This is a genomic window from Planctomycetota bacterium (assembly GCA_038746835.1).
Taxonomy (GTDB): Bacteria; Planctomycetota; Phycisphaerae; order Tepidisphaerales; family Tepidisphaeraceae; genus JBCDKH01.
In genome coordinates this window covers 1-15,592 of record JBCDKH010000071.1, presented here as the reverse complement: position 1 = coordinate 15,592, position 15,592 = coordinate 1, and the positions used below count along the sequence as shown (strand labels likewise).

General features: G+C 65.9%; 13 protein-coding genes. 7 read left to right on the top strand and 6 right to left on the bottom strand.

The genetic code is table 11. From position 1 onward, the window contains the following. Both AAGI46_08835 and AAGI46_08830 read right to left on the bottom strand, forming a co-directional pair. On the bottom strand, positions 1-386 hold a 386-nt coding region (locus AAGI46_08835), incomplete at its 3' end, for a hypothetical protein (GenBank protein ID MEM1012314.1). Positions 387-573: 187 nt separating this feature from the next. Then, complete coding sequence (locus AAGI46_08830; protein ID MEM1012313.1) at positions 574-891, bottom strand: heavy metal-associated domain-containing protein; 318 nt, start codon at positions 889-891, stop codon at positions 574-576. Between the two features lie 119 nt (positions 892-1,010). Between AAGI46_08830 and AAGI46_08825 the strand changes: the two genes are divergently transcribed. Both AAGI46_08825 and AAGI46_08820 read left to right on the top strand, forming a co-directional pair. Further along, positions 1,011-1,604 carry an aminodeoxychorismate/anthranilate synthase component II gene (locus AAGI46_08825; GenBank protein MEM1012312.1) on the top strand — a complete coding sequence of 198 codons (594 nt, stop codon included), beginning with the start codon at positions 1,011-1,013 and terminating at the stop codon, positions 1,602-1,604. Between the two features lie 111 nt (positions 1,605-1,715). Next, positions 1,716-2,447, top strand: a complete 732-nt coding sequence (locus AAGI46_08820; protein MEM1012311.1) for a hypothetical protein — start codon at positions 1,716-1,718, stop codon at positions 2,445-2,447. Positions 2,448-2,673: 226 nt separating this feature from the next. Here the strand turns inward: AAGI46_08820 and AAGI46_08815 are convergent, their stop codons facing one another. Further along, complete coding sequence (locus tag AAGI46_08815; GenBank protein MEM1012310.1) at positions 2,674-4,455, bottom strand: ATP-binding protein; 1,782 nt, start codon at positions 4,453-4,455, stop codon at positions 2,674-2,676. A gap of 59 nt (positions 4,456-4,514) precedes the next feature. Beyond that, the gene (locus AAGI46_08810) at positions 4,515-6,041 is read right to left on the bottom strand and encodes a glycosyltransferase family 39 protein (GenBank protein ID MEM1012309.1); all 1,527 of its coding nucleotides are present in this window, start codon (positions 6,039-6,041) and stop codon (positions 4,515-4,517) included. Between the two features lie 293 nt (positions 6,042-6,334). On the opposite strand from AAGI46_08810, the gene AAGI46_08805 reads away from it, so the two are divergent. Further along, entirely contained in the window at positions 6,335-8,446 is a 2,112-nt protein-coding gene (locus AAGI46_08805) for a hypothetical protein (protein ID MEM1012308.1), read from the top strand. 6 nt (positions 8,447-8,452) lie between these two features. Here AAGI46_08805 and AAGI46_08800 read toward each other — a convergent pair whose 3' ends face one another. After that, positions 8,453-9,883 (bottom strand): hypothetical protein, encoded by a 1,431-nt coding sequence (locus AAGI46_08800; protein MEM1012307.1) that lies wholly within the window; start codon positions 9,881-9,883, stop codon positions 8,453-8,455. 57 nt (positions 9,884-9,940) lie between these two features. On the opposite strand from AAGI46_08800, the gene AAGI46_08795 reads away from it, so the two are divergent. The 4 genes from AAGI46_08795 to AAGI46_08780 are packed head-to-tail and all read left to right on the top strand — an operon-like array spanning position 9,941 to position 15,262. Continuing rightward, the gene (locus tag AAGI46_08795) at positions 9,941-11,137 is read left to right on the top strand and encodes a pyridoxal phosphate-dependent aminotransferase (protein ID MEM1012306.1); all 1,197 of its coding nucleotides are present in this window, start codon (positions 9,941-9,943) and stop codon (positions 11,135-11,137) included. Between the two features lie 30 nt (positions 11,138-11,167). Then, positions 11,168-12,685 (top strand): AMP-binding protein, encoded by a 1,518-nt coding sequence (locus AAGI46_08790; GenBank protein ID MEM1012305.1) that lies wholly within the window; start codon positions 11,168-11,170, stop codon positions 12,683-12,685. A gap of 37 nt (positions 12,686-12,722) precedes the next feature. After that, entirely contained in the window at positions 12,723-13,712 is a 990-nt protein-coding gene (locus AAGI46_08785; GenBank protein MEM1012304.1) for a hypothetical protein, read from the top strand. Between the two features lie 26 nt (positions 13,713-13,738). Further along, a complete protein-coding gene (locus AAGI46_08780) occupies positions 13,739-15,262 on the top strand; it encodes a leucyl aminopeptidase (protein MEM1012303.1) in 1,524 nt (507 codons plus the stop codon). A 116-nt stretch (positions 15,263-15,378) separates the two neighbouring features. On the opposite strand, the gene AAGI46_08775 is transcribed toward AAGI46_08780, so the two are convergent. Further along, on the bottom strand, positions 15,379-15,592 hold a 214-nt coding region (locus AAGI46_08775; GenBank protein MEM1012302.1), incomplete at its 5' end, for a F0F1 ATP synthase subunit epsilon.

Here is a 15,592-nt window from a genome sequence, read left to right as displayed (position 1 = left end):
TCGCAGGAGCCCTTGTCGAGAAACTCCTGGAACTTCTCATCATCGCCGGCCAACTCCTTGACGAAGCCGACCATCATCTCGTTGTCGGGCTGGCCGCAGTCGAGGAACCGGAGCCGGCCATCGACGCGGATGACCGGTGTCGAATCGGCCTGAAGGTGAAGGTCGGAGCCGCCGACCTGGACGACGCTTTTGAGGAATTGCCTAAGGCTCGGCACCTTCGACGCCGAACCGTTCCGGCTGGCGGCGGTGACTTCGGGATTGGGTCGGCCTTCCTGCGCGTGCGCATCGGTCTCAATGTGCATCGTGTCGCCCGGCTCATGACGGGCGGCCTCGCGGGCTTCAGCTTCGGCGTCTTCAAGCACGTCATGAGGCGGGGCAGTGGCCATGTCGCCCGCACTGTATCAGCGACGGCGTGGCGTCGCATCGTCTGGCGCGAGGGCTGTACCGTGACTTTCGCGCTCGCAAATCCGTCGTCCTGAGCGAGCGCAGCGAGTCGAAGGACCTCGTTCGTCTGCTGCAAGCCGATCCAGACGAGGTCCCTCGACTGCGCTCGGGATGACGGAACTTGCTGAACTAGCTTTTGGGAGCTTTCGACCGATTCCCGTCCACGCCGGCGACGCTGCCGCCGAGGTGGTATTCGCCGCACCGATAGCCCGTCTCCTCGACAGCCGCCATCAACTCGTGGGCGGCGACGCGGTGGGCGTCGTAGATCACCGACGCCTGCCCGCTGGGGAAGTCGACCTCCGCCTCGCGGACGCCCGTCACGGCCTCGAGCCCTCGCACGACCGCCTCCTCGCACGCATGGCTGTGCATGCCCGCGATCTGGACAATTAAGAGCGAATCTCGCGACTCGCGGGGGTCGATGGAGGCTGGCTCGTCGCTGATTGGCATCACTTCCCTGTGGGCCCATTATGCGCTGCGTCCCGTAACGTTACAGCCCCCGAACAAGTCACCGACACCCGCGAGGCCCGTCGACTACGCTCCCGCTCCGCGATTGCCCCGGTGCCGACATGCTGCTGTTGATCGATAACTACGACAGCTTCACGTACAACCTCGTCCAGCTGGTCGAAACCGTCGCACGCGACGCCACGCCGAGTCTGGAGGTGAAGGTCGTCCGCAACGACGCGATCACCGTCGACGAGGCGGCACAGCTGCCGGTGTCACACCTGCTGGTCAGCCCCGGCCCGTGCACGCCGAATGAGGCGGGTGTGTCGTCGGACGTCATCGAGCATTTGGCGAACAAGCGCATCCCGACGCTCGGCGTCTGCCTGGGCCATCAGTGCATCGGCGACCGCTTCGGGGGCGTCGTGGAGCGGGCCAACAAGCTCATGCACGGCAAGACCGACTTGGTCCACCACGATGGCCGGACGCTGTTCGCGGGCATCCCGTCGCCGTTCACGGCCGCCCGCTACCACTCGCTGATCATCAAGCCGGGGTCGCTGCCGGAAGACACCTTCGAGGTCAGCGCGACAACGGCGGACGGCGTGATCATGGGCGTGCGTCACAAGTCGTTGCCGCTGGAGGGCGTGCAGTTCCACCCCGAGAGCTTCATGACCGAGCACGGAGACACGCTGATCCGCAACTTCCTACGGCTGGTCCCATAAATCACACATCGATCAAACCGGTTTGCCCGTTGGGCGAGCCGCTCGACGCGGGGTACGTTCCGGCAGAGGCGGCGGTGACGTCGTCCGGAGAACGTGCAACCCAACCGATTCATGCTCAAGCCCACCTTTCTCGCGCTCGCTGCGGCCGCCGCATCGGCTGCGACTGCCGGTGCTGACGTCGTCAGCTTCACGATCGACTCGTCCCTCAGCGACATCAGCGTCGGCGGCACCTTCGCCGGCGATTCCGGGACGTCGCAGTTCCCCGGCAGCGATTCGTCGCTCTTCACCGGCACGCTCGTGGCCGACGTGCTGCCCGGCTCGATCAGTTTCCCGGGTGGCAGCAGCATCGACATCATCGACCAGGGCACGCCCGTCGCGCCCGGGCCGGATGCGATTCCGTTCAGCACCGGCGTCGGCGACTTCGGGCTGAACTTCGACGTCTTCCTCCTCGGCATCGTCCCGGTCGCAGCGTACGACTGGGAGTTCGACCTCACCTCGGGCAGCCTGGCGGTCGACGGTGCGGGCAACTTCGACTCCTCGTCGCTCGGCATCAACGTCCTCGACGGCGTCCTCACGTTCGATGCCGGCCTCGCGTCGGGCGTCGTCCCGCTCGACGGCGAATCGACGACCAACATCCTCGGCGGTGCAACGCTCGTCACCGTCGGCTCGGTCCAGACTCTGACCATCCCGATCGACACCTCGCTGACGTTCGACGGACTCCAGCCCGACGACAGCACGATCACCGTCACCGGCAACCTCGTCGCCACCCGCGCGATCCCCGAACCGGCGACCGCGACGGTCGCGCTGCTCTCAAGCGGGTTGCTCCTCCGTCGACGTCGGTAGCGTCGCATCGCGTTCACACACGACGGACCGAAGCGCCCGCGTCAGCGGGCGCTTTTCGTTTGATCGCGTCGGTATTTCTGGTCGACCGATCTTCCCGAGCACGCGTCAGCATCAACAACGGTTAGCGGTTAGCGCGAGCGAGCCTCCCCAGTCGCAACCCCAGGCTCGCTGGCGCTCACCGCTAACCGTGGAAATGTTGGACAAGTCACGATTCCGACGACTCGTTCTAGCTCACACCGGAAGCCTCTAGCGCTCGGATCTCTCGCATCCAAGCCTCGCGTTCGACCGACTCCGGATCGGGGAGCAGGCTCTTGCGTGTCGTGTTGACGAGCGCCTGCAGAGTCTGGAAGCGCCGCGTCGGACCGATCGCGGGTGGCAGATAGTCCGCGACGAGCGACCGAATTGCATCGACGTCGAGGGGTCCGTCGCGGCGGCTGCGGGCTTTGAGTTGGGAACGGAGTGAGCCGAACGCTGCTGCGCTGGTGGCATCGAGTTCCGGTTCGATGTGCTGGACCATCTCGTCCAGATCGCCCGCGACATAGCCGTCGAGCATCCAGCGGACGAAGGCGACGCGGTCGTCACCGGTCGGGTCGAGCACCGGCAGGATCAGGTCGCCGGCACGCCCGGGCCGACGGATGTCGGGGCTGAGCAGGTGGATGCGGGCGGTCATGAGCAGCCACGTCACCCGGCCGCGAAGGGCGGGATCGCTCATCATCTGCTGGACCTTGCCAGTGAGCCGGCGTTCGGTTTCGTGCTGCCCCGCCCCGACGCCGCCGAAGGCGGTGTCGGCCTCGTCGACGACGATGACGACCTTGCCGAGGCTCGCCAGGACGCGACGCAACCGTTCAAAGACGACGTCGGTCTGGCCGTACCACTGGCTGCGGAGGTTCTTGAGCGTCAGCACCGGCAGCCCAAGCTCGCCCGCGACGGCCTCGAAGATGAACGTCTTGCCCGCGCCGATCGGCCCCGCCACCGCCGCCCCCGACAACGCGTCGAGGCCGGTGCTTCGGATGCGCGGGATGAACTCGTCGGCGAGGAACGCTTTGAGCCGCGTGTTGCCCACGACGTCGGCCAAGGTGTGCGTGGGCCGCTGGAACTCGACGACGTCTTCGCCCAGCTCGGAGGCGACGTGTCGTTCGACCGCGGCGACGACGTCGTCGGCGTCGGGTTGTTTGCCCTCGTGCTGGGCTTGCCGCAGGAGCTGGCGAAGGGCTTGGGTGCTGAGGCCGGCGGTGGAGGCGGCGAGGTCGGAGGCAGAACCCGCGGCTTCCGCAGCAGCGTGGTGGGTCAGGAAGTGATGCCGTCGGTCCTCATCAGGTGCGGGGACTTCGACGGGGACGACCTGGGGAAGCGACGTGACGAGTCGGCTCACGCCGCCGCGGGATTCAGAGAGCAGGACGACCGAGTCGTCGCCATCCTGAAACCCGGCGTCGCCGAACCAATCGCGGAGGATGGTCACGCGGTGTCGGTCCGCCGGCGAGAGTCTGCCCACGTCTTCGCCGGCGTCGGGCACGAGCAGGTCGGCCGCCTCGATCCAGATGAGCAGCGAATCGCCGTAGATCGGCCGACCGTTGCCGCGTTTGGCTCGGCGCATGAGGCAGAGTTGCCGCAGGAACTCCATCGCCGCCGTCGGAGCCCCGGCCGCCTCGTGGACGAGCCGGTCGAACTCCGCCTCGTGCGTCGCCTTGGCCCGGTCGACCTTGCGATCGACCAGCGCCCGCAGAGCCATCTCGCCGGGATCGCCACCCGATCGCCAGGCGACCCAGGCGTTGCGGAGTTCATCGAGCTTGCCGGGCGGCGAGAGGCGGATCGGGCCGTTGAGTTCGCAGACGAGCTGGGTGACGCCGTCGATGCCGCAGCGGCTGGTCAGGAACGGGACGAGTGGGACGTAGTCGTGCCCGTCGAAGTAGAGGTCGTGCGTGGAGCCGTGGAGGAGAACCGATCGCGTCGCGCCGCTGTTGAGGGTGCGCGTGAGCGAGGAGAACCAGGAGTAGCCGGGGTCGTCCACGATGAGACGGTATCCAAGTCGCTGGTCAGACAGAGGCACTGAAGTGCCTCAGCCTCGGGTCAGGGTTTGCGACGCAGGACCATCATGCCGTCGAAGTCGGCTTCGTAGACGTAGTGCGTGTCGAGGTAAGACAGGTACCGGTTCCAGGCGTCGCGGTAGTCGGTGCGGCGTTGTGGGTTGTCGCGGAGGATGGGCTGCGCTTCCCAGCGAGCGATCTCGTCCTCTTGGCGGACGTCGATCGGCCGGACGACGATGGGCGGCTTCCGCTCGTCGAGGTCGGCGAGCAGTTCGTCCATGAACAGCTTGGGTGCGTCGTCGTGGTTGATGAGGTGGATCATCATGCCGAGCCGTGCGCCGGGCGGACGGTCGGCCAGGACGCACCATCGGCCGGTGTTGTCGCCGTAGAGCGTGTCGGTCGGATCCGAGTTGGCCCGGACGTAGTCGGTGACGGCGGATCGGCCTTTTGTGTTGGCGAAGAACCGCCAGTCCTGGAGGGCCATCACCCCAGCAAGACCTGCGACTGCGACCATCGGAAGCCCGACGCCGGCCAGTCGCAGCCGCGGCATCGCCGCCGCCTGCCACGCAAGGCCCGCTAGCAAAGAGGCCGGTGCGACGATCGGCAGGAAGCCGTAGCTGTACGCCCGCTTCTGCAGAACGACGCCGATCACCTCGAAGCAGAACCACGTCAACGCGAAGATCCACGCCGGCCGAAGGTTTCCGGTCGACGGGGCGTCGCTGCGTTGGAACACGCGCGTCGCCAGCAGCCCGATCGCCGGCAACAGCGGCAGAGCGATCAGCACCGGCACCTTCGTCACCAGCACCTGACTCCACGGCGTGCCGCTGCCGTAGAGCGAAATCTGCTCCCACGTGAACGGCATGTACGGCAGCATGCCCTCCGCCCACGCCCAGACCGCAACGCCGAGCGTGACGAGCACGATGCCGCCCAGGGCGACGAAGCCGTGTTGCAGCCAGCGTCGCACGTCGCACGTGCCGAGGAGGAAGGTCATCACGCTGAGCGCGATCGCGTAGCCCGCGGCAACCGAAAGCCCGGTCGGCTTGGTCATCGCCGCCAGACCGGCCCCGATGCCGACGAGCAGCGACCAGCCCAGCGACCGCCTCGGGTCGGCGAGGATCGTCGCGATACCCACCGCAGCAAGGCTGGCGAAAAAGACCTGCGGCGTCTCGATCTGAAACCCACTGCCCAGATACCGCGGATGGTGGATCACCACCATCGCCACAACAAACGTCGGCAGCGCCACCGCCTGACCGGCAAGTCGCTGTGCAGAAACAGCCAAGAGCCAAGCCGCGGCCGTTCCGAGGAGGAAGAGCGTCAGCAGATAGCCCCACCAGCCCGAACCGAAGATCGCATACGGCAAGCCGCCCAGCAGCACGACGCCGGGCAGCTTGGTGTCCCACAGGTCCTCATACACCTGCCCGCCGTCGACCCAGACCTTGCCCATGCCGACGTAGAGGCCCGCGTCGTTTCCGAACGGATCGCCCAGCATGCCGAATCGGCAGAAGGTACCGAAGACCACGCACAAGGCCACGGCAGCGATCCAGAGGCGTCGGCTCGTGACATCGCCCATGCTCTTCCATCATCGGCCCTGGCATGCCTGAACTCCATCCAGACCCATCGGCCGTGTCGGACCGGCCTTGCGTTCCAGTTGTTCCGATCAGTCTGAAAACGCCGGCGCGAAAACCCGCCTCACGCCCGCCTGAACGGGTTACGTCCGAAAAAAACCGCCGTCAGGAACGAACACGGCATCCGACCAGGTGATACTTCGAAAGCCAGTGCGGCGGCTCGCAGCCGCACGCCATCAGCGATCGGCCCGTCCGGGTCGCATCCGACCACAGATTTTTGCAAACGCGTTCCCCAATCATGCATCCGTCGTCGTCGAGCCGTCTTCTCCTCGCAGCTTTTCGCGATCTGGCCGTCTTCGAGCAAGTTGAGGAGCGGCGGCTGCTCTCGACCAACGGCGGTGCCGACGATCTGGCCGGGTCGAACGGCCACGGCAGCGATTGCATGTGCACGAGCTGCTGCGGCTTTTTCCCGCCGGTCAACGTGCCATTCACGCTCGGCGGCTCGGGCTTGGCCGTCGGTGACACCGTGAGCGACGGTTTCGGCGGCGAGGGCGACAACTGGGACCGGTTCAGCGACTGGACGCCCGACGATCCGACCTACATCGATCACGATCACGGCTTCGGCACCGACGAAGAGGGCAACTCGCTCCACGCACGCCCGACCACCGCCCAGTTCGAGCAGTTCGGCGAGTTCACCGACGGCGGCGAGACCTTCGAAGAGCCGCTCTACGATGTCTCAGAGACGTTCCAGCTCCACAGCCTGCCCGGCGCCGATCACACGATCTACCTCGATTTCGACGGCCACGTCACGACGGGCACGAGCTGGAACTTCGACCCGGACTTCCCGTCGGTCATCACGACGCCCGCGTGGTCGCTCGACAGCGATCGCAACTCGTTCAACAACGCGGAGCTGATCAACATCCAGCAGGTCTGGGCACGCGTTGCCGAAGACTTCGCACCGTTCCGCGTCAATGTGACGACCGAAGAGCCGCCGATCAGCGATCTTCGGAAGCAGGGCTTCTTTGACGATCGCTGGGGCGTTCGCGTCGCGATCGGGCCGGACACGTGGTACGGACCGGCAGGCGGCGTGGCGTTCGTCGGTTCATTCGACGACGCTGCAGACGAGCCCGTCTTCACGTTCACCAACGGCACCGGTGACGGCGACAAGGGCATCGCCGAGGCGACGAGTCACGAGGTCGGCCACGCGCTGGGCTTGTTCCACGACGGCCAGAATCCCGGCGACGGTGAGTACTACAGCGGCCACAACGGCGGCGAGACCGGCTGGGCACCGATCATGGGTCTGGGCTACTTCACCAACGTCACCCAGTGGTCACGTGGCGAATACGACGACGCGAACCAGTTCCAGAACGACCTGTCGATTATCGCCAGCTCGACCAACGGCTTCGGCTTCAAGGCGGACGACTTCTCCGGCGCGGTGTCTTCGGCGGCAACGCTGCTTCCGCAGGACGAGAACGCTGATGCCAGCGTCCGCGGCACCATCACGACCAGCTCCGATGCCGACTCGTTCCGCATCTCGCATGGCGGCGGGCTGCTGGAGATCGAGGCGTCCACCGTCGCGATCGGCCCGAACCTCGACATCCTCGCCGAGCTCTACCGAGACAATGGCGACGGCACTTTCACGCTCGTCGACAGCGACAACCCGGACCTCGCCCTCGGTGCCGAAATCAGCGGCCTGTTCGAGGCGGGCGATTACCTCCTCCGCATCGACGGCGTCGGGCGTGGCGATCCGCTCAACCCGAACCCGACCGGCTATTCCGACTACGGCTCGATCGGCCAATACAACATCACCGTCGATGCGACCGGCTTCGACGACACGAGCCCTGAGATCAGCGACATCTACCTCGCCAACAGCAACTGGAGCAGCCAGTTCCTGAACAACCTCGGCTCTGAGGGTCTGGGCGTGCAGATGGTCGAGGACGGCGTCACCACCCGCGCCGGCCTGGGCTTCAGCAACATCGACACCGTCACGATCCGCTTCAGCGAGCGTGTCCAGCTTAACGCCGACGACCTGCTCGCCAGCGGCCTGCCGGGCGGTTTGGATCCCAACGGTTTCACCTATGACACGGACACCAACCTCGCGACGTGGCTCCTCGATTCGCCGCTGAGTCGCTCGCAGCTGAGTGTGTCGCTGGATCCGAACCTGAGCGACTTCGCGGGCAACACGGTGGCTGCGCAGTCGTTCTCGTTCAACATCCTCGCCGGCGACGCCAACGGCGACGGTGCGGTGAATCTGGCCGACTTCGGCATCCTGCGCGGCAGTTTCAACCTGACGCCGGTGGATGCCAACTACAGCATCTTCGCCGACTTCGACGGCAGCGGCTTTGTCGACCTGGCCGACTTCGGTGCCCTTCGCGGCAACTTCGGCATCGACCTCGACGACGAGGCCTGAGCCGACTCACGGTGCCTCGAGCAGCAGGAAGAGCACGTTGTCGGTGAATTCCGGGCTCTTGGTGATGCCGAGGTGATCCTGGAAGAGGAAGAACACGCCTGACCAGTCGATGGGCGACGTCAACGACGCTGACGCTCGCCCGGGCAGGTCGGGGTTGAGGCGTTCGTCCATGAGCGCACTGCTGCGAAGGACTGTCCCGTCGCCCGCGGCCTTGCGGAGCGTGTCGATCGTGTTGTCGTTCCGAAGCACGAGCTGTTCGTCGGTGTCGACCGCATCGCCCGCGAACAGGTGGATGTTCAAGCCGGCCGGGCGTGTCGCAGGGACGTCGATGGCGTCGTGGAACTGCTCGGCCCGCGCGAGCACCTTCCGCAAGTGATCCTCCGCAACTGCGCGACGCTGATCGATGGGTACGTCATCGCCCAGGATCCAGCCGAGTTCGTCAACCTGGTCGTTCCCGGCCAGGCCGAGCCTTCGGCTGATCCAGAAGTCGGCGTCGTAGAGGTCGATCGCTTCACGGTCCGGCAGCACGATCGCCTCGTGTCTTGGCCTTGGCAGAAGTTGGTAGATGCTCGGCATCGACCCGAGCACCACTGGCGGGGCGAACGGCAGCCAGAACGCGACCGAACCGGACGAGAAGTCCTTCCCCTCGACCAGCTGCCGAAACGCGTCGACGCTGCCCGCGTTGGGCGTGCCGACCATGATCAGCCGGTCGACGAGCTTCGCGCCTTTCCATGTCAACTCCGGCATCGACCCGTCCGCCGGCAGTTCGGCATCTCCGTACCGCAGCATGTACCGCGCCACCAATCCCCCCATCGAGTGGGCGACCAGGTCGATCTTGATTTCTTCCCGCGGTGGCACGTTGTCGACGCCGTGCTTCGCGACGAGTTGCTCGTGCGTGTACGCCTGAATCTCGACCAGCCGTCGGTACAGCTTGGCCGCGTTCTCGGCGTTGTCGCGACGCCAGTCGTAGTCGAATTGGAAGCACGTGAAGTGCTCGTCTGAGTACTGCAGCAGCGACTGATCGGCATACCCGGCCACGCCGAGTGTGCGGAGGATGTCGACGTACGCGCTGAGCTTGACGGGCAAGTTCAGGATGCGGAGCTCAAGCGTGTCGAGTGCGCCGTCGGGCCGAACGTCGTCGGTTAGTTCGTCCAGCGGCACGCCCGGAGCCATCGGCAGCGCGACCAGCGCCGCACCGTCGGGCCGACCCGGATTCGCGTAGCCGCCGGTGAAAGCGCCCCAGACGACGCGGTCGGTCTCGTTCTGCCGCAGGCGTGTTCCGAGGATGCCCGGCAGGACGACGACGGGCCGCTCCTCGACGCGCGGCTTCTGCAGCTCCGGGTTGTAAATCTCCGCCAGCATCGGCGTCGGCTTCGGCTTGGAGCAGCCGGCAGCGACACAGAGCACGACGAGCAGCGACGCGAGGTGTTTCGACACCCGTTGAAGTTACCCGTGCCCGGATGGTGCCACAAGCCGGCGTACGCTGGCCGAGCCATGCCCGACTTGCCCCTTTCCGACAGAGCCAGCCGCGTCTCGCCTTCGATTACGATGGCCGTCACGTCCAAGGCCAAGGCGCTCAAGGCCCAGGGCGTCGACGTCGTCAGCTTCGGTGCGGGCGAGCCCGACTTCGACACGCCGGCCTTCATCAAGGATCAGGCCAAGGCGTCGATCGACGCGGGCATGACCAAGTACACGCCCAACCCGTCGATTCCCGAACTCAAGCAGGCCGTCGTCGCAAAGTTCCAGCGCGACAATGGCCTCACCTTCACGCCCGACCAGATCAGCATCGGCCCGGGTGGCAAGGGCGTGCTCTATTTCGCCTTCCTTGCGCTGCTCAACGATGGCGACGAGGTGCTCATCCCAACGCCGTACTGGGTCAGTTATCCCGAGCAGGCCAAGATCTGCGGCGGCGTGCCGACGTTCGTGAAGGGCGAGCAGGCCAACGACTTCAAGATCACGCCCGACCAACTCGACGCGGCCATCACGCCCAGGACCCGGCTCTTCATCCTCAACAGCCCCAGCAACCCGGCCGGTAACTGCTACACGCCCGCCGAGCTGCAGGACCTGGCCGACGTGCTGGCCAAGCACCCGCACGTGGTCGTCTTCTCCGACGAGATCTACGAGCACCTGCTCTACGACGGCCAGAAGACCGCCAGCATCGCGTCGCTCCATCCGGACCTGCCGGCCCGCACGATCACCTTCAACTGCCACAGCAAGAGCTTCGCCATGACCGGCTGGCGGCTCGGCTACGCCGGCGGGCCCGAGCACGTCATCAAGGCGATGAACAAGCTGCAGGGCCAGATCAACAGCCATGTCACCAGCTTCTGCCAACCCGCGGCCGCGCTCGCGTTGACCGACCCGCGCGGAGCCGAGGCCGTCGAGGCGATGCGCGTCGAGTTCGAGAAGCGTGGCCGACACATGCACGAGCGACTTTCGGCGATCGACGGCATCGACTGCATTCAGCCGCGCGGGGCGTTCTACTGCTTTCCCGACGTCAGTGCCCACTTCGCCAAGGCCGGCGTCGATGATGCCGTCGGCTACGCGGCGAAGCTGCTGGAAGAGCAACACGTCGCCGTCGTCCCGGGCAACGACTCCGGCTTCGACACGCACGTCCGGCTCAGCTTCGCCACGTCGATGGAGCAGATCGACAAGGGCCTGGACCGCCTTTCGGCATTCGTTCAGGGCTTGTGAGGCGTGTGCAGCGGCGTCTAGGCTGTCCGCATGCTCCTTCGTCCGCTCATCGAGCACGCTGCTGCCCGGCCTGACGTCACGGCCATCACCGATGATCGTGGTGCGGTCACGTGGAGCGAGCTGCTGAAAAAGGCTCAGCGGCTGGCGAAGGTCATTCGATCGCGCACGAAGCAGGATCACGTTGCGATCCTCCTCCCCGCCGGTGGCGGGTTTGTCACGGTCTTCTACGCGATTCTGCTCGCCGGTAAGACTGCCGTACCGATCAACTTCCTGCTCGGCGAGAAGGAAGCTCGCCACGTCTTGGACGACAGCGGGTGCGACCTCGTCCTGACGGTCGGCCTGATGCTCGAAAAGCTCGACGCGGGTAAAGCCATGCAGAAGGCGGCGGACGAGAACCGCGTCAGCATCATCGACCTGCTCAAGCTCAAGCCGACGCTCGCCAGCATCCTCGCGCAGCTGCGACCGCTGCCGACCTGGAACCGCTCGGCTGGCGAGGTCGCGGCGTTGCTCTACACCAGCGGCACCAGCGGTCTGCCCAAGGGCGTCCCGCTCACGCACAACAACCTCGACAGCGACGCGACCGCCTGCATCACGCACTCGCGGCTCGATCGCGACGGCGACAACCACGTTTTCCTCGGCATCGTTCCGCTTTTCCACTCGACGGGGCTGCTGGCGACGATGCTCGCGCCGGTCTACCTGGGCGCGAAGATGGTCTACACCGCTCGGTTCAACCCGGCGACCACCGTGCAGAAGGTCCGCGAGCACGACGTGACGGTCATGGCGGCCGTGCCGAGCATGTATGCGGCGATTGCCCGCGTGAAAGACGCCGGGCCTGCCGACTTTGCCAACATGTACGCGGCCATCAGCGGCGGCGAACCTCTGCCGGGCAGCGTGCGCGAGGCGTTCAAGCGGAAGTTCGACATCGAGATCATGGAGGGTTACGGCCTGACGGAGACCTGCGGGCCGGTGACGGTGAACATGCCGCACATCCACAAGCAGGGCTCCGTCGGACGAAGCCTGGGCAACGTCGACATCCGCATCGTCGGCGAGGAGGAGCAGCCGCTCGATGCCGAAACGACCGGCGAGATCCAGATCAAGGGCCCGATGGTCTTCAGCGAGTATCGCGGCCTGCCGGACGACACGGTCAAGGCCAAGACCAACGACGGCTACTTCCGCACCGGCGACCTTGGCCACCTCGACGGCGACGGCTACCTTTTCGTCACCGGCCGCAAGAAGGACATGCTCATCGTCGGCGGCGAGAACGTTTATCCGCGCGAGATCGAGGAGCTGCTCGCCACCATGCCCGGCGTGGCCGAGGTGGCCGTCGTCGGAAAGCCCGACAAGACCCGCGGCGAGGCCGTCGTTGCCTTCGTCCTCGCCGAGGAAGGGCAGACGCTCGAGGCCCAGGCGATCAAGGACTTCTGCCGCGACAACGGCCTGGCCGGGTTCAAGATTCCCAAGGATGTCCGCTTCGTGGAAGAACTTCCCCGCTCGCCGACGGGCAAGGTGCTGAAGCGACAGCTGCGCGATCAGATCGAAGTCGAGTGAGCTTGCATCGTGCGGCTGCCGTGGCACGATCGCCTGCATGACGGCAGACGTGCTGGACGAAGCCCGCCCGCTCCACGCGACGGAGAAGCTCGCGGTCGTCGAAACCGACGTCTTCTGCTCCTGCGGCTACAACCTGCACGGCCAGCGGACGCAGGTCGACGAGCGACTCGGCTTCGTCACCGTCCGCTGCCCCGAATGCGGCAAGTGGCACCCAGCCAATCAGTACGCGACGAGCAACTCGGTCTGGCTGCGACGTTTCGCGACGTTCGTGTTGTTCTGCTGGGTGTTGGCGTTGCTGTTGATTCTTCTAGCCGCAACCTTCGCAACGGCCGGCGTCGCGATGGGGCGAACGATGGAATTCACACGGTCGGTGCAATTCGATCCGGCAAACGGTCGAATCGTGTTGGAAATCAACACGTTCGAAGACTTAACGATTTCGGGTCGTGTTCAGCGGTACCAGTACCACTACGCCGATGACGGAAGCGTCGTACCGCCCCCGCCGGAGACTCTGGACGCGACGCCTGACTTATCGCGAATTGTCACTGTCGATGCTGACGGTCAACGCTGGTATCCGCGGATGCGAGTCCCGGTCAGTCAGGTACCTGACGAGTGGTACGAATCGCGGTATGCGTGGCAAGGGCCGCCTCCGACCTGGCGATCGGTTTTGGGCTTCGGCGGTCCGATGGCGTTTGGCGGACTTTTCCTTGGTGTGATCCAGGCCGCCACGATGTGGCACCTCGGCTGGCCGAGAAAGCTCTTGCCCGCATTGACGGTTGTTGCCTGTGCGACTGGGCTCTATCTGCTCTTCATGACTGCCACGGGTGAGTTCGATGGACCCGTGCGGACAGCGGTCACGACGGAGGCCTTCCTGAACATCCACGCACCGCTCCTCGTCGCCTGGATCATCGGCCTCGTCATCGGTCGGCCGGTGGCGCGGTTCGTGGTCGATCTGTTCGTCCCGCCCAAGCCGCGACAGGCGCTGGCGCACCTCTGGTTCGCCGACGGCAAGGCGCTGTCGATGTCGTGAGGTGCCGGCGGACGTAAGCTGGTTCCATGCCAGCTACGAGCACGTCCGTTTCCGCCAATGCCGCCACGAAGTTGCCCAAGGGTGCGAGTCTAATCGTCCCCGTCGCCATCGACGGCAAGGCAAGCAGCATCGACGCCGACCTCGCCACACTCGGCGAGGAAGTCGCTCACGCCGCAAACCAACTCGTCACCGACGGCCTCGCTACCGGCAAGGCAGGCTCGGCCGCGACGGGCCTTGCGGGCAAGACCAAGCTCCTCCTCATCGGCACTGGCAAGAAGCCCGGCGAGCTCACCGCACCGCGCGATGTCCTCGCCTTCGGCGGCACCGCGGCGCGGCTGGCCAGGAAGCACGAGCTCACCAAGCTCGCCCTCGCCTTGCCGACCAACGCGTCGGCCGAACTCGTCACGAGCGGCTTCGTTCTGGCCAGCTTCGACTTCCGCGAGCACAAGGGCTCGGCCACGAAGAAGGACACCCTCGGTAACGCCAAACTCACCGTCCTCACCGACGACAAGAAGGGCGTCGCACGCGGTCTCGACCTCGGCCTGGCGACCAACTACGCACGCACCGTCGCCCAGCGTCCCGGCAACGACATCAACCCGCCCTCGCTCGCACGCGAGGCTCAGAAGATGGCCAAGGAGCTCGGCCTGTCGTGCCGAGTGATCGACCACAAGGAAGCCCAGAAGCTCGGCATGGGCGGCCTTGTCGGTGTCGGGCAGGGCAGCGAGGCTCCGCCGAAGATGATCGTCCTCGGCCACAACGCAGACGTCGCCACCAGCGGCAAGCGGAAGGCGAAGAAGCCGGCCAAGGCGCCGCTGCTGGCCGTCGGCAAGGCGATCACGTTCGACACCGGCGGCATCAGCATCAAGCCGGCGGGTGGCATGCAGCAAATGGTCTTCGACAAGTGCGGCGGCATGGCCGTGCTCGGCTTCATGGCCGCGTGTGCGATGGTCGGCGTGAAGCGACCGGTCATCGGCATCCTCGCCGCCGCCGAGAACATGCCCAGCGGCCGGGCCTATCGGCCGGGCGACATCCTCGACATGTACAACGGCGTGACGGTCGAAGTGACCAACACCGACGCCGAGGGCCGGCTCGTTCTGGCCGACGCGCTGAGTTGGGGCATCGAGACGTACAAGCCGTCCGCCTGCGTCGATCTGGCGACGTTGACGGGTGCGGCCGTCGTCGCGCTCGGCACGAGCCGGGCCGGTGCGTGGTCGAACGACGACACGCTGTTCGAGCAGCTCGACACCGCCAGCAAGTCGGCCGGCGAGATGATCTGGCGCATGCCGCTCGGCAACGATTATCGCGAGCCACTCAAGAGCAGCGTCGCCGACATTATGAACTCGCCCGGTCGATGGGGCGGCTGCGACACGGCGGCCGAGTTCCTGCACCATTTCGTCCCCGGCAACATCACCGGCGGCGATGAAGTCCCATGGTGCCACCTCGACATCGCCCCGACGGCCGACACCGAAAAGGACGACGTTCCCTTTGCCAAGGGCGCGACCGGCTTCGGGGTCCGCACGCTGTTCAACTGGGCAGAATCCAGCAAGTAGCGCGGAGCACGACCCGATCGCAGTGAGCCGCCCGCGTCAGCGAGCGCTTCGGGACGGTCGAGACGCGCTCGCTCACGCGAGCGGCTCACTCGCTTCTGATTAGAGAGGATGCTGCTTCAGACCGTCGCTTCGGTCGCTTGCTCGGTCAGGACGACGAGTTTGTTGTCCTTCATCTGAGCGACGCCACCGGAGATGGAAAACTGCCGGCTGGTGCCGGAGGTGACCTCGGCGCGAAGCTCGCCCGTGCCGAGCTTGACGAGCATGGGCGCGCGTCCGGTCAGGATGCCGACCAGGCCGTCGTGGGCGGGCAGGACGACGCCGCGAACCTGC

Coding starts and splice junctions, on each gene's coding strand:
- AAGI46_08810 (MEM1012309.1), bottom strand. CDS start 6,041: ATGGGCGATGTCACGAGCCGACGCCTCTGGATCGCTGCCGTGGCCTTG.
- AAGI46_08805 (MEM1012308.1), top strand. CDS start 6,335: ATGCATCCGTCGTCGTCGAGCCGTCTTCTCCTCGCAGCTTTTCGCGAT.
- AAGI46_08825 (MEM1012312.1), top strand. CDS start 1,011: ATGCTGCTGTTGATCGATAACTACGACAGCTTCACGTACAACCTCGTC.
- AAGI46_08830 (MEM1012313.1), bottom strand. CDS start 891: ATGCCAATCAGCGACGAGCCAGCCTCCATCGACCCCCGCGAGTCGCGA.
- AAGI46_08820 (MEM1012311.1), top strand. CDS start 1,716: ATGCTCAAGCCCACCTTTCTCGCGCTCGCTGCGGCCGCCGCATCGGCT.
- AAGI46_08785 (MEM1012304.1), top strand. CDS start 12,723: ATGACGGCAGACGTGCTGGACGAAGCCCGCCCGCTCCACGCGACGGAG.
- AAGI46_08780 (MEM1012303.1), top strand. CDS start 13,739: ATGCCAGCTACGAGCACGTCCGTTTCCGCCAATGCCGCCACGAAGTTG.
- AAGI46_08790 (MEM1012305.1), top strand. CDS start 11,168: ATGCTCCTTCGTCCGCTCATCGAGCACGCTGCTGCCCGGCCTGACGTC.
- AAGI46_08795 (MEM1012306.1), top strand. CDS start 9,941: ATGCCCGACTTGCCCCTTTCCGACAGAGCCAGCCGCGTCTCGCCTTCG.